18 protein-coding genes and 1 tRNA gene are annotated in these 19,308 nt (G+C 65.9%); 11 read left to right on the top strand and 8 right to left on the bottom strand.

Translation table 11 applies throughout. From position 1 onward, the window contains the following. Positions 1–23 precede the first annotated feature (23 nt). Entirely contained in the window at positions 24–629 is a 606-nt protein-coding gene (gene phaR / locus Q1J79_RS08825; RefSeq protein ID WP_300299408.1) for a polyhydroxyalkanoate synthesis repressor PhaR, read from the bottom strand. Positions 630–955: 326 nt separating this feature from the next. On the opposite strand from phaR, the gene Q1J79_RS08820 reads away from it, so the two are divergent. The 4 genes from Q1J79_RS08820 to Q1J79_RS08805 all read left to right on the top strand — a co-directional run bounded on the left by Q1J79_RS08820 (position 956) and on the right by Q1J79_RS08805 (position 5,065). After that, positions 956–2,287, top strand: coding sequence for an alpha/beta fold hydrolase (locus Q1J79_RS08820; protein WP_300299331.1), 1,332 nt, complete (start codon positions 956–958; stop codon positions 2,285–2,287). Between the two features lie 143 nt (positions 2,288–2,430). Next, a complete protein-coding gene (locus Q1J79_RS08815) occupies positions 2,431–3,606 on the top strand; it encodes an acetyl-CoA C-acetyltransferase (protein WP_300299330.1) in 1,176 nt (391 codons plus the stop codon). A gap of 133 nt (positions 3,607–3,739) precedes the next feature. Continuing rightward, positions 3,740–4,462, top strand: a complete 723-nt coding sequence (phbB, locus tag Q1J79_RS08810; protein WP_300299328.1) for an acetoacetyl-CoA reductase — start codon at positions 3,740–3,742, stop codon at positions 4,460–4,462. A 150-nt stretch (positions 4,463–4,612) separates the two neighbouring features. After that, complete coding sequence (locus tag Q1J79_RS08805; protein ID WP_300299326.1) at positions 4,613–5,065, top strand: hypothetical protein; 453 nt, start codon at positions 4,613–4,615, stop codon at positions 5,063–5,065. Between the two features lie 16 nt (positions 5,066–5,081). Here Q1J79_RS08805 and Q1J79_RS08800 read toward each other — a convergent pair whose 3' ends face one another. After that, positions 5,082–6,281 carry a prolyl oligopeptidase family serine peptidase gene (locus Q1J79_RS08800; RefSeq protein ID WP_300299324.1) on the bottom strand — a complete coding sequence of 400 codons (1,200 nt, stop codon included), beginning with the start codon at positions 6,279–6,281 and terminating at the stop codon, positions 5,082–5,084. Between the two features lie 226 nt (positions 6,282–6,507). Between Q1J79_RS08800 and Q1J79_RS08795 the strand changes: the two genes are divergently transcribed. Beyond that, on the top strand, positions 6,508–7,320 hold the full coding sequence (locus Q1J79_RS08795; RefSeq protein WP_300299321.1) for an adenylate/guanylate cyclase domain-containing protein: 813 nt from the start codon (positions 6,508–6,510) through the stop codon (positions 7,318–7,320). 39 nt (positions 7,321–7,359) lie between these two features. On the opposite strand, the gene Q1J79_RS08790 is transcribed toward Q1J79_RS08795, so the two are convergent. The 5 genes from Q1J79_RS08790 to Q1J79_RS08770 all read right to left on the bottom strand — a co-directional run bounded on the left by Q1J79_RS08790 (position 7,360) and on the right by Q1J79_RS08770 (position 12,330). Then, positions 7,360–7,434 (bottom strand) — tRNA-Gln (locus tag Q1J79_RS08790). Positions 7,435–7,529: 95 nt separating this feature from the next. Then, positions 7,530–7,916, bottom strand: a complete 387-nt coding sequence (locus tag Q1J79_RS08785) for a hypothetical protein (protein WP_300299319.1) — start codon at positions 7,914–7,916, stop codon at positions 7,530–7,532. Positions 7,917–8,008: 92 nt separating this feature from the next. Then, positions 8,009–8,887 (bottom strand): 4-(cytidine 5'-diphospho)-2-C-methyl-D-erythritol kinase, encoded by an 879-nt coding sequence (locus Q1J79_RS08780; RefSeq protein ID WP_300299317.1) that lies wholly within the window; start codon positions 8,885–8,887, stop codon positions 8,009–8,011. Positions 8,888–8,891: 4 nt separating this feature from the next. After that, on the bottom strand, positions 8,892–10,664 hold the full coding sequence (locus tag Q1J79_RS08775; protein WP_300299315.1) for a tetratricopeptide repeat protein: 1,773 nt from the start codon (positions 10,662–10,664) through the stop codon (positions 8,892–8,894). A gap of 4 nt (positions 10,665–10,668) precedes the next feature. Further along, the gene (locus tag Q1J79_RS08770) at positions 10,669–12,330 is read right to left on the bottom strand and encodes an electron transfer flavoprotein-ubiquinone oxidoreductase (RefSeq protein ID WP_300299313.1); all 1,662 of its coding nucleotides are present in this window, start codon (positions 12,328–12,330) and stop codon (positions 10,669–10,671) included. A 159-nt stretch (positions 12,331–12,489) separates the two neighbouring features. Here Q1J79_RS08770 and Q1J79_RS08765 point away from each other — a divergent pair, with 159 nt between their 5' ends. The 5 genes from Q1J79_RS08765 to Q1J79_RS08745 all read left to right on the top strand — a co-directional run bounded on the left by Q1J79_RS08765 (position 12,490) and on the right by Q1J79_RS08745 (position 17,697). Next, on the top strand, positions 12,490–13,377 hold the full coding sequence (locus Q1J79_RS08765; RefSeq protein ID WP_300299311.1) for a uracil-DNA glycosylase: 888 nt from the start codon (positions 12,490–12,492) through the stop codon (positions 13,375–13,377). Beyond that, entirely contained in the window at positions 13,377–14,585 is a 1,209-nt protein-coding gene (locus Q1J79_RS08760; protein ID WP_300299406.1) for an MFS transporter, read from the top strand. The genes Q1J79_RS08765 and Q1J79_RS08760 overlap by 1 nt, the downstream gene beginning before the upstream one ends. A 115-nt stretch (positions 14,586–14,700) precedes the next feature. Further along, entirely contained in the window at positions 14,701–16,518 is a 1,818-nt protein-coding gene (locus tag Q1J79_RS08755; RefSeq protein WP_300299309.1) for a lytic transglycosylase domain-containing protein, read from the top strand. Positions 16,519–16,558: 40 nt separating this feature from the next. Next, entirely contained in the window at positions 16,559–17,134 is a 576-nt protein-coding gene (gene moaB / locus Q1J79_RS08750) for a molybdenum cofactor biosynthesis protein B (protein WP_300299307.1), read from the top strand. A 101-nt stretch (positions 17,135–17,235) separates the two neighbouring features. After that, positions 17,236–17,697, top strand: a complete 462-nt coding sequence (locus Q1J79_RS08745; RefSeq protein ID WP_300299305.1) for a GNAT family N-acetyltransferase — start codon at positions 17,236–17,238, stop codon at positions 17,695–17,697. A gap of 134 nt (positions 17,698–17,831) precedes the next feature. Here the strand turns inward: Q1J79_RS08745 and Q1J79_RS08740 are convergent, their stop codons facing one another. Next, positions 17,832–18,374, bottom strand: a complete 543-nt coding sequence (locus Q1J79_RS08740; RefSeq protein ID WP_300299303.1) for a flavin reductase family protein — start codon at positions 18,372–18,374, stop codon at positions 17,832–17,834. 101 nt (positions 18,375–18,475) lie between these two features. On the opposite strand from Q1J79_RS08740, the gene Q1J79_RS08735 reads away from it, so the two are divergent. Then, a partial coding sequence (locus Q1J79_RS08735) for a PA0069 family radical SAM protein (protein ID WP_300299301.1) occupies positions 18,476–19,308 on the top strand: 833 nt, incomplete at its 3' end.

The following is a 19,308-nucleotide window of genomic DNA, read 5'->3' as shown; positions in this document are numbered from 1 at the left end:
CAGGTGGATGGGCCGGAGCCTTTTCACCCCTTGTTGCGTGCAAGGGCCTCGACCTGCTTGCGCAATTCTTCCATCTGCTTCTTGAGCGTATCGACTTCCGGCTTCTCGCCATTGCCGGCCTTGTCGCCGGCCGGTTTGTCGACGCCGCCCTCGGCCATGGAGGTGAAGGGGTTGAACATGGTCATGGCGCGCTGGAACATCACCATGTTCTGGCGGCCCATTTCCTCGATACTGCGGAACGGAAACATCTCGCCGAAGGCTTCCGCCATATACTGGCGCATCTGTTCCTGGTTGCGCTGGAACGAGGCCATCGAGACTTCCAGGTAGCTCGGCACCAGGGTCTGCAGGCTGTCGCCGTAGAAAGAGATCAGCCGACGGAGGAAGCCGATCGGCAGCAGCTGCTGGCCGCCCTTGGATTCTTCCTCGAAGATGATTTGGGTCAGCACGCCGCGCGTGATGTCCTCGCCGGACTTGGCGTCCTCGACGACGAAATCCTGACCGTCCTTCACCATCTGGCACAGGTTTTCGAGCGTCACGTAGGAAGATGTTGCCGTATTGTACAGCCGCCGGTTCGCGTATTTTTTGATTTTCACGACTGGCGACGCTGTCGTCTGCTCTGTTTCGGCCACGGTTACGCGCTCCCTCGCATCAGTTGCCGGGCATTTCACTCGGTATTGTATGCATGCGCAAGTCTCTTGTTGCGCTGCGAAAGGGTGGCCGGAATCAGCCGCTTCGGTGTAGTCTCCGGCCATGGACGATCCCAAGGCGCCCCCCGGTTCGAACGATGCCCAGCTCCTGGCGCAGAAGTTCCTCGATCTGTGGCAGGAGCAGGCCGGTTTGCTGGCCACCGACCCGAAACTGGCTGAGTTGTCGGCAACCTGGCTGACCCTGTGGCAGCAAGGCGCCCAAGCTGCAAGTCAGGCAGGGATGGGGATGCAGGGGCAAGGAGGCGGAAATGCCGGACAACCATCCGCGTCAGGTTCACCGGCTGGGACCGCGGCCGCTGCCGCTGCATCTGGCGACCGCCAACCTGATCCTGCTGAGCTCGCTCGCCGCCTGGCCGAGTGCGAGGCGCGCCTCGCCGTTCTGGAATCCGCTGCTGCAGCCGCGCCTCGACGCGCTGCTGCCCGCCCTCGCAAACGTCGATCCGAGTGATTTTACCGACGCGCTGATGCGCGCCGGCATCGCGCGGCTCACCGCAATGACCGGCGCCATGCTGCGCTACCGCAGCCATCCCTGGCAGCGCGACCTGGCCGATCCGCCGGCTGTCTGGGCCGAAGGCGGCAGCCGGCTGCTGGCTTATGCCGAAGCGGGCATCCCCGTGCTGCTGGTGCCATCGCTGGTCAACCGCGCCTATGTGCTGGACCTGGCCGAGGGCCAGAGCCTGGCGCGCTGGCTCCCCAAACTGGGCCTGCGGCCCTTCCTGCTTGATTGGGGCGATCCGGGCGAGACGGAACAGCGTTTCGACCTGGCCGATTATATCGCGCGCATCGTGCGAGCCCTGCGCCATGTGCGGCAAGCCTGCGGCCGGCCGCCGCTTCTGCTGGGCTATTGCATGGGCGGCAACCTGGCGTTGGCCGCAGCCCTGCAATCGCCTGACGATGTCGCGGGCCTGGCCCTGCTGGCGACGCCATGGGATTTCCATGCCGGCGGCGCCCATCATGCCGCCCTAGTGCAGGCACTGGCGCCGGCCATCGTGCCGCCGCCCGCAAGCGATCCAGACGCACTGCCGCCGATGCTGGATGTCGATGTGCTGCAGGGCTTCTTCTGGGCGCTCGATCCGCTCACCGCGCTGAAGAAATTCACCCTGTTCGGCGCCATGCCCGAAGGCGGCGAGAACGAGCGCCGCTTCATCGCCATGGAGGACTGGCTGAATGACGGCGTGCCGCTGGCTGGCCGGGTGGCGCGCGAATGCCTGCTGGGCTGGTATGGCGAGAACACGCCGCCGCGGGGGGAATGGCGGATCGCCGGCAAAGCCGTATTGCCGCAGGACTGGAACAAGCCGGCCCTGGTGGTGTTGCCTGAACGCGACAAGCTGGTGCCCAAGGAAGGGGCTGCCGTTTTATTGGCGCAATTGCCGCAGGCCGACCGCCACGACGCCCCCAGCGGCCATATCGGCATGGTGGTGGGGCCGCGCGCCGAGGTGGGGCTGTGGCAGCCTCTGGCGGCCTGGCTGACCGCGACCGCCCAACGCACTCAGGATACGGAACAAAGCCGCCTGCCGCAGCGTCGCCGCCGTGCCCCGGGGAAAGCCGGCGGGAAGCCTGCGACCAAAGTGCGGGCCTGAGGCGCGCTTTTGCATCGCGGCAAGCCTTGCCGCACCTGCGAAAAGCCCGCTATCGTCATCCATCCCGTGCGGCGGCGCCCTACAATGATCGCCGTGCAGTCTCGCCCGCAGTGATGTCCCAAGCTGGACGTGGAGGAACACCAATGACCGATATCGTCATCGCCGCCGCCGCCCGTACCCCGGTCGGTTCGTTCAATGGTTCGCTCAGCACGGTGCCGGCGCATTATCTCGGCCAGGTCGCCATCGATGGCGTGCTCAAGCGCGCTGGCGTCAAGCCGAATGAGGTGAACGAAGTCATCATGGGCCAGGTCCTCACCGCTGCTCAGGGCCAGAACCCGGCGCGCCAGGCTTCGATCAATGCCGGCTTGCCGGTGGAAGTGCCGGCCTGGAATGTCAACATGCTCTGCGGCTCCGGCCTGCGCGCCGTGGCGCTTGGTTTCCAGGCGATCAAGAACGGCGACAGCAGCATCGTGGTCGCCGGTGGCCAGGAAAGCATGAGCCAGGCGCCGCACGCCGCCTATCTGCGCGCCGGCCACAAGATGGGCGACCTTGGGTTCATCGACACTATGATCCGCGACGGCCTGTGGGATGCCTTCAACGGCTATCACATGGGCAACACGGCAGAGAATGTCGCCAGGCAGTTCCAGATCACCCGCGACCAGCAGGATGAATTCGCGGTGAAGAGCCAGAACAAGGCCGAGGCCGCGCAGAAGGCCGGCAAGTTCAAGGACGAGATCGTTCCGGTCACCATCAAGGGCCGCAAGGGCGACACCATCGTCGACCAGGACGAATATATCCGCGCTGGCGCCACGCTGGATGCCATGAAGGGCCTGCGCCCGGCTTTCGCCAAGGACGGCTCGGTCACCGCCGGCAACGCCTCGGGCATCAACGATGGCGCCGCCGCCGTGGTGCTGATGAGCGCCGAGGAAGCCAAGAAGCGCGGCGTGAAGCCGCTGGCCCGCATCGTTTCGTGGGCGCAGTCGGGCGTCGACCCCTCGATCATGGGCACCGGCCCGATCCCGGCCTCGCGCGCAGCATTGGCCAAGGCCGGCTGGAAGGCGGGCGACCTTGATCTGGTCGAGGCCAACGAGGCCTTCGCCGCCCAGGCCTGCGCGGTGAACAAGGATATGGGCTGGGATACCGACAAGGTGAACGTCAATGGCGGCGCGATCGCCATCGGCCATCCGATCGGCGCCTCGGGCGCCCGCGTGCTGGTGACGCTGCTGTATGAAATGCAGCGTCGCGATGCCAAGAAGGGCCTCGCCACGTTGTGCATCGGCGGCGGCATGGGCATCGCGATGTGCGTGCAGCGCGACTGACGCATTAGACCAAAGGCCGGGAGGGGGTATCCCGGCCTTTGTTGTATATCAATGCGGCACGGCGCACATCTGACGCGATAAAAGCCGGCTGCAGCGGCGGAACGTAAAAAAGCTCAACAGGAGGAAGGTATCCATGTCCCGCGTAGCGATTGTCACCGGCGGCACCCGAGGGATCGGCGCCGCGATTTCCAAGCTGCTGCACCAGAGCGGCTACAAGGTTGCCGCCAACTATGCCGGCAATGCCGAACGGGCCAAGGCATTCGAGGCCGAGACCGGCATCAGGACCTACAAATGGGATGTCGCCAGCTTCGAAGGTTGCGTCGCCGGCGTGAAGCAGGTTGAAAGCGATCTCGGCCCAGTCGACATCGTGGTGAACAATGCCGGCATCACCCGCGATGGCACCCTGCACAGGATGAGCCATGAGCAGTGGCAGGCGGTGATCGACACCAACCTGGGCGGCTGCTTCAACATGTGCCGCGCGGTGATCGACGGCATGCGCGAACGCGGTTTTGGCCGCATCGTCAATATCGGCTCGATCAACGGCCAGGCCGGCCAGTATGGCCAGGTGAATTACGCTGCCGCGAAATCGGGCATCCACGGCTTCACCAAGGCGCTGGCGCAGGAAGGCGCCGCCCGCGGCATCACCGTGAACGCCATCGCGCCGGGCTATATCGACACCGACATGGTCGCCGCCGTGCCGGCCAACGTGCTGGAAAAGATCGTTGCCAAGATTCCGGTTGGCCGGCTCGGCCGCGCCGAGGAAATCGCCCGCGGCGTGCAGTTCCTGGTCGCCGACGAGGCCGGCTTCGTGACCGGCTCGACGCTCAGCATCAATGGCGGCCAGCACATGTATTGAGGCGGATTTCCGCCTTTTCGCCTGCAAACAGCGCCGCCGGCCGAAATGCTTCTGCCGGCGGCATTTTTTTTGATGGCGATTTTCGCTTACCACAAATCCGCCATGATCGGGCTTCAGCGTGATCGTACAGCAGTCCAAGGAGGCTGTGCCATGATCCGTCCGTTCCCGCTCGCCGCCACCCTGGCCGTTGCTGCTGGATTTGCCCTTGCAACGCCCGCGGCGAAAGCTGACAGCTTTTCGTTCAGCTATTCCACCGGCGGCTGGCATGGGCGCCCGTGGTACGGCCCGCCGGGCCATCATCACCGCCACCATCCTCACAGCTATTACCGCGGCTCTTACTGGGGTCCACCGGCCTATCGCCCGCGCGTTGTGGTGGTGACGCCGCCGCCGGTGGCCTATTACGCGCCACCGCCGCCGGTGATCTACGCGCCCGCGCCCTATGGCGGGCAGATTTCCGCCGTGCCGGCCTCGCCGGTCTACCAGACGACCAGCGGGCAGTATTGCCGCGAATACCAGGCCGGCGTGACGGTCGGCGGCGCGCCGCAGCGCAGCTACGGCACCGCCTGCATGATGCCCGATGGCAGCTGGCGCGTGGTGGACTGATTCCGTTCCGGCGCGGTCAAGCCCACAAATCGTCCAGCCAGTCGAGCACCACGGCGGCCGACAACGCGAGATTGCCGAACTGGCAGTGATCGCCGGCGCCATCATCGTCACGGAATTGTCGCAGCGTGACCGGCCCGTTCACCTGCGCGGCAAAAGCCTTCGCCTGGCATTCCACTTCGGCACCTTCGCCTTCGCCATAGAGCGCCAGCGCCGGACAGCGGATGTCGCCTGGCCGTGGTACCCTGAAATCGCTTAAGCGCTGCAGGAAGCCGGCGAAGCTGTCAGTGCCAAACCGCAGGCAGGAGGCGCGCAGGCCATGTTTGAGCAGCGGCGGCAGGGCTTCGTCGGGCACCGTGTCGATGTCATCCACCTTGATGTCCGGTGGATCGGCGCAGAATTCCGACCCGATGAAGGCCGTCATATAGGCCTGCAAATCGAGGATCGGGCTGTTGGCGATCAGGGCCTGGCAGGGTACACCGGCCGCCATCGCCTGGCTGGCGAAATAGCCGCCGAAGCTGATGCCATAGAGCGCGCTGCGTTCCAGGTCGATCGTCTTACGGCCGCGCAAACTGTTGATGAAGGCCGTCACCACTGGCGCGTAATCGGGCGCGAAGATGGAATGCGGGTTCTCCCGCCGCGTGCCGGCCTGACCTGGCCCCTCGATCAGCAGGCAGGCGTAACCACGCTGCCGTGCCGCGGCGCCGATCTCGAAATAGAGCTCCTCGGTGCTGCCGTCGAAGCCACTCAAGGCCACGATCAGCGGCGCGGGCTGTTTTGTTGCCGGCATGGGCGGCAGCAGATAGCCGGTCAGGCTTTCACCGTTCAGCATCACCACGATGGTTTCGCAGGTGATGCCGAGCAGTTCCATCGCCGCCTGGAATACGATGCGCGACCTGCGGCCCAGATCCGCTGCCTGCTCCGGTCGTGCGTAATATTCCGCCGCGCGCCAGTACATGCTCGCCCGCAAGGCCGCCGCGCCGCGCAGGGCATCGCCGCCGGCTTTCGGCGCCTCGACCCGGGCGGCCAGCGCCCGAAAGGCCGCTACCCAACTGGCCGGATCGCCATCCCGGATGACGCTACGCGCCCGTGCGATCTCGCCCACCGATCCGCCGCCGAACGCCACGGCGCCAAGCGAACGCATCAGTTGAAAGTCCATCTCGGCGTTGTCGAAGGCGGTGAGCTTTATGGCGCCACGCGAAAGCTGCTGCTCGGTCATGGGGTGCCGAATGCCTCCTTGGTCTGTCAGCGGCGCGGGCATAGTAAACGGCATGCCCGCCGGGATGGTAGGCGCAACGGGTCTGATTCGGCCGTTACCGAAGCGGATATGGCATATTCGCGCGAGGCGCCTGCCGGCCTGTATGGCGGTCACGAATTGGGCGAAATACGCTTTATTGCCCCGCGGGCTGCGTATAGGCTGAAGCGGTTGTTCCAGGGATGCCGCCATGACAGATCAGACCGCAGGTATCCGCCGCAAGTTGACCACGGTCTTCTGCGCCGACGTGCAGGGCTACAGCGCGCTGGTCGAGCGCGACGAGGTCGGTACCGTCACGCGCCTGAAGCAGTATCGCGAGATCATGACTGACCTGATCGGCCGGCATCACGGCCGCCTGATCAACACCTGGGGCGACGGGCTGGTCGCGGAATTCGGCTCGCCGGTCGAGGCGGTATTCTGCGCCGTGGAAACGCAACGTCGCCTGGCCACGCGCAATGCGGAAGAACCGACCCTGCCGCCCATGCAGTTCCGCATCGGCATCAACCTTGGCGATGTGATGCTGGACGGCAGCGACATCTATGGCGAAGGCGTGAACATCGCGGCGCGGCTGGAATCGCTGGCCGATCCCGGCGGCATCTGCATTTCGGGCGCGGTGTTCGAGCAGGTGCGCAAGAAGCTCGATATCGGCTTCGATTTCCTTGGCGACCGCGAGATCAAGAATATCGCCGAGCCGGTGCAGGCTTATCGCGTGCTGCTTGGCGCCGATAGCGCCGGCATCGCACCGCCGCGCCGGCAGCCGGAGGCTGCAGCCGAACGGATGGCGCCGGATGGCGACGAGGCCGAGGCGGCCTTCGTCAAATGGCGCCGGCATGCCTGGCGCCTCGGCGTGCTCGCGGTTTTCCTGCTGATCATCAATCTGGTGACCAGCCCTATGCGGCTGTGGTTTTACTGGCCGATGCTGGGCTTTGCGATGTTTCTGCTGATGCGGTTTCCCGCCGGCATCGATCCGCGTCGGCTCTGGCCAAAGCGGCACGATCCGTAGCCAGCCAGAAGAAGCCGCCTTCCAGGAAAAAGAGGAAGTTGGCTGGGGCGGGAGGATTCGAACCTCCGCATGGCGGTACCAAAAACCGCTGCCTTACCGCTTGGCGACGCCCCAGCAGGCTGCACTGCGCCGAAGCGCCGGGCGGGCCGGACAATAATCGGAGCGGGCGGCGTTTTCCAGTCTCAGGCCGGGGCCGAGGCGGGCGGTTTTCACGGTGTTTGGTTGACGATTTTCCATGCCCCGTCGGGTTGCCGGCAGGCGATGCCGTAGCTTGGCTGCGGCTGGCCATCGACCAGCATCGTGGACTGGAATTCGCGGCAATAGGCGGCGCTGGTACTGGTGCCGGCGGCCGGCACGGCGACCACCGTCGGGGCCGGCTGCGGCACCACGATGAGCGGGGGCGCCGGCTCGACAACCTCCACAGCCGGCCGTGGTGGTGGCGGGCGGTGATGGTGATGCGGGCCATGCGGGGGTGGCGGACCATCGAACACGCCAAGCAGATAGGTCTCGGCCCGCGCGCCATGCGACAGCATCAGCATGGTGGCGGCCAGGGCGGCAAACAGGAGGGCGAGCAGGATCGGGCGCAGGATCGGCATGGCTGTAACAGGGAATACCGGAGACATGTGCCGGTTATACGGCGCGGCCGCTCTGTTCCTGCGTGGAATCGTGTAACGGTGTGTGTCGGGAATCAGCCCGCGGCGGTCGTGGCCACCCACCATGTCGGATAAGCGCGGGCCAGGTTACGCGCGGCGAAGTCTGCGTCGCGCTCGGTGGCGAACAGGCCGAAGCAGGTGGCGCCAGAGCCCGACAGCCGCGCCAGCAGGCAGCCGCCCTGCGCCTTCAGCGCCGCCAGCACCGGATCGATCTCCGGCGCGAGGAACCGCGCTGGCGCCTCCAGGTCGTTGCGCCGCGCCCGCAGCAGGATGGCAAGGTCGGCGGCGCTGTCGGGCCGGCGCTCGAAAGGCTGCGGCGGACCGAACTGGCCATTCAGCGCGGCGAACACGTCTTTCGTGGCCAGCGCGATGCCCGGATTGGCCAGTACCAGCCAAATGGCGGGCAGGGGTGGCGCAGGTAGCACGGTTTCGCCGATGCCGGTCATCAATGCCGCGCGGCCAAGCAGGCAGACCGGCACATCCGCGCCAAGCTGCAGGGCGGCGCGGCTCAGGCTGTCGTCATCGATCTCGATGCCCCACAGCGCGCGCAGGCAATGCAGCGCGGCGGCCGCATCGGCCGAACCGCCGCCGATGCCCGATGCCACCGGCAGGGTCTTGTGCAATGCCAGCGCCGCGCCGCGCTCATGGCCGGTTTTCAGGTTCATCGGCTGCAGCAGCTGCGCGGCGCGCAGCACCAGATTATCCTCGCCGGCGCTTAAGCCCCTGGCCTGCGGCCCCTCGATCGCCAGGCTCAGGCGCTCGGCCGGCGTCACCGAGACGCGATCACTCGCCGCCGGAGACTGCGCGAATACGACCAGGCTTTCCAGCTCATGATAACCATCGCCCCGGCGACCGGTGACATGCAGGAACAGGTTGATCTTGGCCGGTGCCAGCCGGCTCAGGCCATCGGCCATGACGTTACTTGGCGGCGACCGGGTCGAGGCCCTGGTCGACCTTGCGCTGCACCTGCAGGGCCAGTTCCTGTTCCGGCTTCAGGCCCAGCGCGCGACGCCACTGGAAGCGCGCCTCTTCCTGGCGGCCGACGCGCCAATAGGCATCGCCCAGGTGATCCGTGATCACCGGATCGCCGCCTTTCAGCTCGACGGCGCGCTCCAGCTGCACCACGGCCTCTTCGAATCGGCCCTGGCGATACAATGCCCAGCCGAGCGAGTCGACGATGGCGCCGTCATTGGGCCGCAGGGTCACGGCGCGCTCGATCATCTTGGTGGCCTGGTCGATATTGCGGTTCATATCGACCCAGGAATACCCGAGATAGTTCAGCACCAGTGGATTGTCGGGCTGCAGCTCCAGCGCCTTCAGCATGTCGGCTTCCGCCTTGTCCCACTGCTTGGAGCGTTCATAGGTCACGCCACGGCCGAAGAAGATCGCCCAGTGGCGCGGCTCGATCTGCTTGATGCGCTGCAGGCCCTCGCTGTATTCCCTGGCCGCCTCGGGCCAGCGTTCCATCTGGCGATGCAGGTCGGCCAGCGTGAGGATGGCGCGCGAGCTTTCCGGCGCGGCATTTGCCATGCGGCGCAGCAGCCGGATGGCATCCTCGCCACGGCCCAGTTCATTGATGCACCAGGCCTGGCGCAGTTGCGCGCTTTCGGCATAGGCCGAGGCCGGCGAGACCCTGGCATACATCGCCATGGCCTGTTCCCAGCGTTCGCGGGTCTCGTAAATATCGCCCAGCAGCATGCGGGCATCGTCCAGGTCTGGCCGCAGGAACAATGCGAGCTGCAGATGCAGCTCGGCCAGTTCGCCGCCATCGGAGCGGCCGAAGGCGGAAGCCGAGGCGAACAGCGCTTCGGACAGGCCCTCCACCGCGTTGCCGATCAGTGGTTCGACCGGCATGGTGCGTTTCATGTCGAGCCGGCGAAGACCGTGCAGCAAGACCGGATTGTCGGGATTGAGCACGAGTTGCTGGTCCAGCAGCCGCCGCGCCTCGGCCGGTCGGCCGTTCCGCTCCAGGAAACGGGCATAGCCATCGACCAGGCGGGTGCCGGCGCGTTCGCGCCCCTCGATCACGTCGCGATAGGCCGCCTCGGTCGGCTCGGCCTGATTGAGCAGATCGAGCAGCAGCGGCCGCAGATGCGCATGCACGCCGCCGAGCAGCGGGTGGCGCTCCAGCTTCTGCAGGCTGGCTACCGCCTGATCGGCCTCGCCCTTGCCGGCATGGGCGAAGGTGGCCAGCAGCGGATTGAAGGCCGCGTGAATCCCGTTATTCGGGCCTTCCGCCACCAGGCGCAGCACGCCGTCGTAATCGCGGGCCAGCATCATCGCCGAGGCATGCACCATGCGCGGCAGATATTCGCCAGGATTGAGCTGGCGCAGGGCTGGCACCAGCGTCGCCGCCTCGGCGACGCGGCCATCGGCGATCAGCGCGACGAAGGCGCCCTGGTTCAGCAGCGCGCTGCTCGGATCTTCGCGCAGGGCGCGCATGTAGTAATCTGCCGCGGCGCTGGTGTCGTTGGTCTCGCGCGCATGACGGGCGGCGAGGAAATTCCCGTATGGCGAGTCGAGGCGATAGCCATTCGGGCGGTGCGCCCCGCTGGCCATGGGGGAGCCGGTGCCGCAGGAAGCCAGCGGCAGGGCCAGCACCGCGACCGCGGCCAGCAGGCTGGCACGCAGGCGCGGGCTGCGCCGTGAAGTAATGAAAATGTGACGTTCGCGGGAGGCTGTGTCTGTCATCGTCTCACATGTTGGGATAATTCGGACCGCCGCCCCCCTCCGGGACGGTCCAGTTGATGTTCTGCGCCGGGTCCTTGATGTCGCAGGTTTTGCAGTGGACGCAGTTCTGCGCGTTGATCTGGAAACGCGGGTTCTTGCCGTCGTCGTCTCGCAGCACCTCGTAAACGCCGGCCGGGCAATAGCGCTGTGCCGGCTCGTCGTAGAGCGGCAGGTTCTTGCCGATCGGGATCGACGGGTCCTTCAGTCTCAGGTGGATCGGCTGATCCTCCTCGTGGTTGGTGTTCGACAGGAACACCGACGACAGCTTGTCAAAGCTGATCTTGCCATCAGGCTTGGGATAGGCAATCGGCTTGCACTGGGCGGCCGGCTTCAAACTCTCGTGATCGGCCTTGGTGTGCCGCGTGGTCCAGGGCACCAGGAAACCGAGGCCAAGGTCGTTCAGCCACATATGGATGCCGCCGACCAAGGTGCCGAGCCACATGCCGTAGCCCAGCGCCGGCTTGACGTTGCGCACCTTCCACAGGTCCTTGAACGACCAGGACGCCTTGAAGGCTTCCGGATAGGCGGTTAGTTCGCCGCCGCCGGCATTGCCGCTTTTCAGTGCCGCGAAGGCAGCTTCGGCGGCCAGCATGCCGGTCTTCATGGCATTGTGGCTGCCCTTGATGCGCGGCAGGTTGACGAAGCCGGCCGAGCAGCCGATCAGCGCGCCACCCGGGAAGGTCAGCTTCGGGATCGATTGCAAGCCACCCTCGTTGATGGCGCGCGCGCCGTAGGAAATGCGCTTGCCGCCCTCGAAATACTCGCGCACGGACGGATGCGTCTTGAACCGCTGGAATTCGTCGAATGGCGAGAGATGGGGGTTCTGGTAATTCAGGTGGATCACGAAGCCCACGGCCACCTGGTTGTCTTCCAGGTGATACATGAAGCTGCCGCCGCCAGTGTTGCTGTCGAGCGGCCAGCCCTGGGTGTGGATCACCAGGCCCGGCTTATGCTTGGCCGGATCGATCTGCCACAGCTCCTTGATGCCGATGCCGAATTTCTGCGGGTCGACGCCATCCCGCAGGTTGAACTTCTGCTGCAGCTCCTTGGCCAGCGAACCGCGCACGCCTTCCGCGATCAGGGTGTATTTGCCGCGCAGCTCGACGCCGGGCGTGTAGCTCGACTTCTTCTCGCCGTCGCGGCCGATGCCCATGTCGCCGGTGGCGACGCCAACCACTTCGCCCTTGTCGCCATACAGAACTTCCGCTGCGGCGAAGCCGGGGAATATCTCGACGCCGAGTTCTTCCGCCTGGCTCGCCAGCCAGCGGCAGACGTTGCCGAGCGAGACGATATAGTTGCCGTGATTGTTCATCAGCGGCGGCATGGCGATGTTCGGGATCGGGATGTGATTCGCTTCGGTCAGGATCATGAAGCGGTCGTCGGTGACCGGCGTGTTGAGCGGCGCGCCCTTTTCCTTCCAGTCGGGGATCAGCTCGTTCAGCGCGATGGGATCGATCACCGCGCCCGACAGGATGTGGGCGCCGACTTCCGAGCCCTTTTCGATCACGCAAACCGATACGTCATGGTCCTGTTCGGCAGCCAGCTGCTTCAGGCGGATCGCGGCGCTCAGCCCGGCCGGGCCGGCGCCCACGATCACCACGTCGTATTCCATCGCTTCGCGTTCCATCGCGGGGCACCCCTTAACTTTTTGGCCGTCCGGCTGGTCGGGCCGTCGGCGGCTGGTCGTATGGCTGGTTTTTTAATCGGACGTCTTGGGTTGACGTCCCCTGTTTGCTTACCAGACTATGGGGGGCAAGCCAACGGCGCCACCCCCTTCAGCCGGACCATGAACGCGACGGAAGCCACTGATTTTCCGCCTTCTCTGCTCGATATTGCCCTGTTCTATGCCGAAGCCGGCGTGGATGAGGCGATCGGCGAGCAGCCGGTTGACCGTACCCAGGCGCCGCCGTCCCGCGAACCGGCCCGTTCCGGCGCGGATCCGGCCCCGAATCCTGCCGTAGCGGCAGCCGCTCCGAATCAGTCTCTGGGCCAGGGTCAAGGTCAGGCTCAGGCCCGGGTTCAGCTTCGTCCCCCGGCTGCTACCGGCAATGCCCTGCTGTCGGCAGCCGAGGTGGAGGGCGCGGCCAGCCGGGCCGCCAGGGCCTGTCATACGATTCCGGAGCTGGAGGCCGCGATCAAAGCCTTCGAGGGCTGTGGCCTGAAGGCGACAGCCACCAACACCGTGATCGCCCGCGGCAACCCGCAGGCGCCGCTGATGATCATCGGCGAGGCACCGGGGCGTGACGAGGATGCCCAGGGCCTGCCCTTCGTAGGCGAGAGCGGGCAGCTGCTCGACCGCATGCTGAAGGCCATCGGCCGCGATGAGCAGAATACCTACATATCCAACATCCTGTTCTGGCGGCCGCCGGGCAACCGTGATCCGTCGACCGAGGAAATCCTCGCCTGCAAGCCGTTCATCGAGCGGCTGATCGAGCTGGCGCAGCCGAAGGTGATTGCCTGCGCCGGCAAGCATGCCGCCGCCACGCTGCTGGGCACGACGCAGGGCATCACCCGCACGCGCGGTCGCTGGCATGAATATTCCCGCGACGGCATCAGCATTCCGGCCATGCCGCTGCTGCATCCGGCCTATCTGCTGCGCCAGCCCGGCGTGAAGCGCGAAGCCTGGCACGACATGCTGGAACTGGCGGCAAAGCTGGAACAACTCGGCGTGTGATGGGTTCCATCTTCTACGGCTGGATCGTCGTTGCCGCCGCCTTTCTGGTGATGTTCACCGGCTTTGGCGCGGCTTACACATTCCCCGCCTTCTTTGAACCTTTAAGCAGCGAATTCGGCGCCTCGCGCGGCACCGTCTCCCTGGTGTTTTCCGCCGCCGGTTTTCTCTATTTCGTGTTGGGCGCCTTCAGCGGCCGGCTGGCCGACCGCATCGGGCCGCGGCCGGTGGTGGGGTTTGGCATGGCCTGCATCGGGCTGGGGCTGATCGCCGCCAGCTTCGCCGACAGCCTCGCCGCCATCGTGGTCTTCTATGGCTTAGGCATCGGCATTGGCGTCGGGTTTTCCTATGTGCCCGCCATCGGTACGGTGCAGCGCTGGTTTCTCGCCAAGCGTGGCCAGGCCTCGGGCTGGGCCGTGGCTGGCATCGGCATCGGCACCATGGCGGCGCCACCGGCGGCGGCCATGGTGATCGAACATCTGGGCTGGCGCGGCACCTATGTGGTGTTCGGTATCATCGTGCTGGTGCTGGGCGCGCTGGCCACCCTGCTGCTGCGGGCTTCGCCGGCTGCGATGGGGTTGCAGCCCGATGGCGCGAAGGGCCAGACAAGGGCGGCGGCCGGTCCGCCGGCCGGGATGGAGCTGAATGCCGTGCTGCGGCACCGTGTCTTCTGGCTGCTCTATGCCGCCGGCGCGCTGAACTGCATCGGCACTTTTGTGCCTTTCGTGCATCTGGCGCCGTTTGCCATGGACCAGGGCCTCAGCCGCGCGGAAGGCGTGTGGCTGGTCGGCCTGATCGGCGTGGGCAGCACGCTGGGCCGCTTCGTGCTGGGCGGCATCGCCGACCGTATCGGGCGCGGCCGCAGTTTGAGCCTGATCATGCTGCTCACCGGCGCCGCGCTGTTTTACTGGATCGTGGCGGAAGGCTTCCTCGCGCTGGCGGTCTTCGCGCTGGCCTTTGGCCTGTTCTATGGTGGCTTCGTCGCGCTGATCCCGGCCTTCACGGCCGATCTCTTTGGCCTGCGTGCCATGTCGGCGGTGCTGGGCGTGCTCTACACCTCGGTGGCGGCCGGCACCTTGCTGGGGCCGACCCTGGCCGGCTGGGTGTTCGATTTCGCCGGCAGCTACACCTGGCCGATTGCCATCTGCGCCGCCGGTTGTGTCGTTGCGGCCGGCATCATATTGAAATTGCCGCAACATTTGGCGGAATAGCGCTTTTTCCACCTGCGGCTGCGCCAAGTTTACTTGTCCCTTAACCCGTCTTGGGCTATCCCGGGCAGCGATGAAATCCGGGGTGGGCATCAAACGCCTGGGATGGGGCGCCGTAATGGCCCTGTCTCTGGCGATCGGGGGGCAGGCGCCGGTCTGGGCACAGACCGCGGCGCCGGGGGATCAATCCGTGCGCCCCTCCGAGCAGCTTGCTTCGCTGTCGACAGCCACCGATGTCGACAGCGCCTTGCCGGCCGTGCTGGACGCGGCCGATATCGAGCGCTACCAGCGCATCTTCGAATTCCAGGCCGATACCGAATGGGCCAAGGCTGACCGTGAGATCGCGAAGCTGAAGGACAAGCTGCTGCTGGGCCATGTGCTGCATCAGCGCTATACCCATCCCACCGCCTATTCTTCCTCCTATGCCGAATTGCGGGACTGGATGGTGAAATACCGCGACCATCCAGGCGCCGAGGAAATCTATCGCCTGGCGCTGCGCAAGAAGCCGCGCAAGGACAAGGCGCCGCCGGGTCCGCTGGGTACCGATCTGGGCGAATTCGCCGGCGAGCAGCCGGGCGAGGTCGCCACCGCGCGGCGCCGGCCGGTGCCGAAGGAGCGCGATCCGGCCCATCGCCACGCGATCCAGCAGGCCGAGGCGCAGTTCAACGCCATGCTGCGGCGCGACCGCTTCCGCGAGGCCGAGGCCTTCCTGGCCAAACCCGAAATCCGCTCGAAACTCAGCGCATCGGAATACGACGACTGGCGCCGCCGCCTGGCCTGGAACTACATGCTGGAAGGCGAGGACGAGAAGGCGCTGCAACATGCAGCCCCGGCGGCGCAGCGGTCGCGCGCCCGCGTGCCAGAAGCCGACTGGGTCGCCGGTCTGGCCGCCTGGCGCCTGGGCCGCTACGACAATGCCGCGCATCACTTCGAGAACCTGGCCTTTTCGAAAACCGCCGCCGGCTGGGACCGCGCCGCCGCTGCCTGGTGGGGGGCGCGCGTCATGCTGCGCCTGCGCCAGCCTTCGGAGGCGATCCGCCTGCTCGAGGTCGGCGCGAGCCAGGAACGCACCTTCTATGGCCAGTTGGCGCTGGCCCAGCTTGGCACGGACCAGCCCCTGCGCTGGTCGCCGCCGCCGCTCAGCGCCGATGAAATCCGCAAGCTCTCGGACATGCCGGCCCTGCGCCGCGCCATGGCGTTGAGCGAGGCGGGCGAGGCCGTGCGCGCCGACCGCGAGATCACCCGGCTGTTCTCGCAGGCGCCGGATCAACTGGCGGGCGCGCTGTTGGGTTTCGCCAGCCGCATGCAGGCGCCCGCGTCTTCCATGCGTATCGGCATCGCCTGGTACACGGTGCGGGGCGAGGGCTATGACCACGCGCTCTATCCGTTGCCGCCCTGGGAACCGGAAAACGGTTTCAGCGTCGACCGCGCGCTGGTCTTTGCCTTCATGCGCCAGGAAAGCGCCTTCAACGCCCGTGCCATGAGCCCGGCCGGCGCCACCGGCCTGATGCAACTGATGCCGCGCACGGCCGGCGCCGTGGCCGGCGACCGCAGCCTGCACCACAAAAGTGGCCGGCATAAACTCTTCGCGCCGGAATACAATATCGAGCTGGGCCAGCGTTACCTGCAGCATCTGCTGGACATGCCGATGATCAGGGGCAACCTGTTCTATCTCGCCGCCGCCTATAACGGCGGGCCGGGCAATTTGCAGAAATGGCTGCGCGCCAATCCGGAGGCCGCCGCCGACCCGCTGCTGTTCATCGAGACCATCCCGCTGGCCGAGACACGCAACTTCGTGCAGCGCGTGCTGACCAATTACTGGATCTACCGCTCGCGCATCGGCCAGCCCGATCCCAGCCTGCCCGACGCCATGGCCGGCGGCTGGCCGTTATATCAGGCTTTCGACAAGGCGCAGCAGACTGCCCAAAGCCGCTGATCTGCCCTAGATTGGCGGCAGCCGTTTCCGGGAGCCAGCCATGACCGAACTTTCCCTGCAATCCCATGTCGATGCCGATGGCAAGCGCCTGTTCGTGCCGGTGCGCATCGCCGTGCTCACTGTCTCCGATACCCGCAGCTTCGACGACGACAAATCCGGCAACACGCTGGTCGAACGGCTCACCGGGGCCGGGCATCTGCTGGCGGCGCGCGCTATCGTGAAAGACGAAATCGATGCCATCCGCGCACAGGCGAAGGCCTGGATCGACGATCCGGCCATCGACGTGGTGCTGTCCACCGGCGGCACCGGCGTCACCGGCCGCGACGTCACGCCGGAAGCCTTCGAGGGCATTTTCGAGAAAAGCATCCCCGGCTTCGGTGAGCTGTTCCGCATGCTCAGCTACCAGAAGATCGGCACCTCCACGATCCAGTCGCGCTGCACTGCCGGCGTCACGCGCGGCACCTATCTGTTTGCGCTGCCCGGCTCGCCCGGCGCCTGCCGCGATGCCTGGGACATGATCCTGAAGGACCAGCTCGACTATCGCCACAAGCCCTGCAATTTCGTCGAGCTGTTCCCGCGCCTGCGCGAACACGAGCGGCGCGGCGGCGGCAAATAGTCACGCGACTGGCCCCATGCCTTTTGCATAAACTGGCGCTTATGCCGGTGCCGCAATCGCGTTAATCGGAGCGGGCCTCGTTTAAAGGAACCCGAGTCCCGATGCCCAATGAATCCATGTCCGATATCGTCATCCGTGCCGTCGCCGCGAACGAACGCCAGCAATGGGAGCCGCTGTGGCGCGGCTATCTCGCTTTTTACGAAAAATCCGTGCCCGACGCCGTCACCGATTTCACCTGGGCGCGCCTGATCGACCCGCAGGACGCCATCGAGGGCCTGATGGCCTGGGACGGCGATGCCGCGCTGGGCCTGGTGCAATACCTGCTGCATCCCTCCACCTGGAACAGGGGCGGCAATGTCTATCTGCAGGACCTGTTCGTGGTGCCGGCCGCGCGCGGCAAGCGCATCGGCCGCCGGCTGATCGCCGCCGTCACCGAGATATCGAAGGCCAAGGGTGCCGGCGTGCTGTACTGGCAGACCGAGGAATTCAACGGCACGGCGCGACGGCTGTATGAGCGCGTCGCCAAACGCGCGCCCTTCGTGCGGTATAATATCGAGTTGTGATGGTTCAACCGGCTAAGGGGAATCGTCATGCCCGGCCCCAGGTAGATTCTCTTGGCCCGGGCATCCACGTCTCGACGCGCAAAAAAGAACTCGTGGATGGCCGGGCCAAGCCCGGCCATGACTTTTTTTTAGATCTACGCCTTCCCCGATTTCAGCGTGATCACCCGGCCATCCACGGCGAAGCGGCCCCAGCCCTGGTGATGGATGGTCTTCGGGTTTTTCTGCGCTGGGTCGCACCAGGCCTTCACCACTTCCAGCACGAACATGTTGTAGCGCGCCACCATGCGCGTATCGACCACGCGGCATTCCAGGTTGGCGAAGCAGTCTGCGATCAGCGGCGCGCTGACCATTCTGGCGGGTAGGGGCGTCAGGCCGATGGCCGCGAACTTGTCGGCCACATCGCGGCCCGAACAGTTGCCGGCCTTCACGACCTTCGCCGCCAGCCTCCGCGCCGGGATGGCGATCACGCATTCCTTCGTCGCGCGCAAGGCCTTGAAGCTGTGATTGCCCTCACTGACCACGCAGCCCACCAGCGGCGGCGTGAACTCCATCATCATGTGCCACGACATGGTCATCACATTGGCGCGGTCGGCCCTGTCGGCCGTGGTGAGCAGCACCACGGGACCGGGCTCCAGCAGGGCATAGACCTCAGAGAGCGGCAGGGATTTCAGCGCCATGGCGGCAGCCTACGCCCAGCTCCGGGTCTGAGAATAAGGATTATATTCATATAATCCCATTATTTCTTGAAATGTTCTCATATTCGGGCTAACCTTCCGGCATGTCCAAGATCGTCCAGCGCGCCGTTTCCACGCCTGCCGACCATGCGCATCCCGATGCGCGGCGCGGCCGGGGCGCGCTGAGCACGGTGCGCAGCCGCTATGAGTCCGAAACGCGCCAGCGCGAGGACGATGGCTGGGACAATCTGGAAGAGGCCGAGCCGCTGAAGACCGTGCTGCATGAAGACAGCACGCGCCACATCATCGCCTGGAACAAGTCGCCCGATATCCCCTTCGACCGTTCGATCAATCCCTATCGCGGCTGCGAGCATGGCTGCATCTACTGCTTCGCGCGGCCAAGCCATGCCTATCTGGGCTTTTCGCCCGGGCTGGATTTCGAAACCCAGATCGTCTTCAAGCCGAATGCGGCAAAGCTGCTGCGGCAGGAACTGGCGGCGAAAGGCTATCGCCCGGCCACGCTTTCGATGGGCACCAACACCGATCCCTACCAGCCGGTGGAGCGCGAACTGAAGATCACGCGCGGCATCCTCGAAGTGCTGCTGGAAACCCGCCATCCGCTCGGGATCGTCACCAAGAACCATCTGGTCACGCGCGATATCGACATCCTCTCCGAGATGGCCAGGCTCGGCCTGGTGAAGGTGTTCGTCTCGCTCACCACGCTGGATCGCCGGCTGGCGCGGACCATGGAGCCACGCGCTTCCACGCCGCCCAAACGCCTGGAGGCGATCCGCATGCTCAACGATGCCGGCATCCCCGCCGGCGTGATGACGGCGCCGATGATCCCCGCCGTCAACGACATGGAGCTGGAGCGCCTGCTGGAGGCGGCCTGGGAGGCCGGGGCGCGCGAGGCCGGCTGGGTGCTGCTGCGCCTGCC

The sequence above is a fragment of the Ferrovibrio sp. genome (genome assembly GCF_029255545.1).
Taxonomy (GTDB): Bacteria; Pseudomonadota; Alphaproteobacteria; order Ferrovibrionales; family Ferrovibrionaceae; genus Ferrovibrio.
This window is presented reverse-complemented; position numbering and strand designations above follow the sequence as displayed.

Coding starts and splice junctions, on each gene's coding strand:
- Q1J79_RS08770 (WP_300299313.1), bottom strand. CDS start 12,330: ATGGAACGCGAAGCGATGGAATACGACGTGGTGATCGTGGGCGCCGGC.
- Q1J79_RS08805 (WP_300299326.1), top strand. CDS start 4,613: ATGATCCGTCCGTTCCCGCTCGCCGCCACCCTGGCCGTTGCTGCTGGA.
- Q1J79_RS08760 (WP_300299406.1), top strand. CDS start 13,377: ATGGGTTCCATCTTCTACGGCTGGATCGTCGTTGCCGCCGCCTTTCTG.
- moaB (WP_300299307.1), top strand. CDS start 16,559: ATGACCGAACTTTCCCTGCAATCCCATGTCGATGCCGATGGCAAGCGC.
- Q1J79_RS08755 (WP_300299309.1), top strand. CDS start 14,701: ATGGCCCTGTCTCTGGCGATCGGGGGGCAGGCGCCGGTCTGGGCACAG.
- Q1J79_RS08820 (WP_300299331.1), top strand. CDS start 956: ATGCCGGACAACCATCCGCGTCAGGTTCACCGGCTGGGACCGCGGCCG.
- phbB (WP_300299328.1), top strand. CDS start 3,740: ATGTCCCGCGTAGCGATTGTCACCGGCGGCACCCGAGGGATCGGCGCC.
- Q1J79_RS08745 (WP_300299305.1), top strand. CDS start 17,236: ATGCCCAATGAATCCATGTCCGATATCGTCATCCGTGCCGTCGCCGCG.
- Q1J79_RS08785 (WP_300299319.1), bottom strand. CDS start 7,916: ATGCCGATCCTGCGCCCGATCCTGCTCGCCCTCCTGTTTGCCGCCCTG.
- Q1J79_RS08740 (WP_300299303.1), bottom strand. CDS start 18,374: ATGGCGCTGAAATCCCTGCCGCTCTCTGAGGTCTATGCCCTGCTGGAG.
- Q1J79_RS08775 (WP_300299315.1), bottom strand. CDS start 10,664: ATGACAGACACAGCCTCCCGCGAACGTCACATTTTCATTACTTCACGG.
- Q1J79_RS08795 (WP_300299321.1), top strand. CDS start 6,508: ATGACAGATCAGACCGCAGGTATCCGCCGCAAGTTGACCACGGTCTTC.
- Q1J79_RS08815 (WP_300299330.1), top strand. CDS start 2,431: ATGACCGATATCGTCATCGCCGCCGCCGCCCGTACCCCGGTCGGTTCG.
- Q1J79_RS08780 (WP_300299317.1), bottom strand. CDS start 8,887: ATGGCCGATGGCCTGAGCCGGCTGGCACCGGCCAAGATCAACCTGTTC.
- Q1J79_RS08765 (WP_300299311.1), top strand. CDS start 12,490: ATGAACGCGACGGAAGCCACTGATTTTCCGCCTTCTCTGCTCGATATT.
- Q1J79_RS08800 (WP_300299324.1), bottom strand. CDS start 6,281: ATGACCGAGCAGCAGCTTTCGCGTGGCGCCATAAAGCTCACCGCCTTC.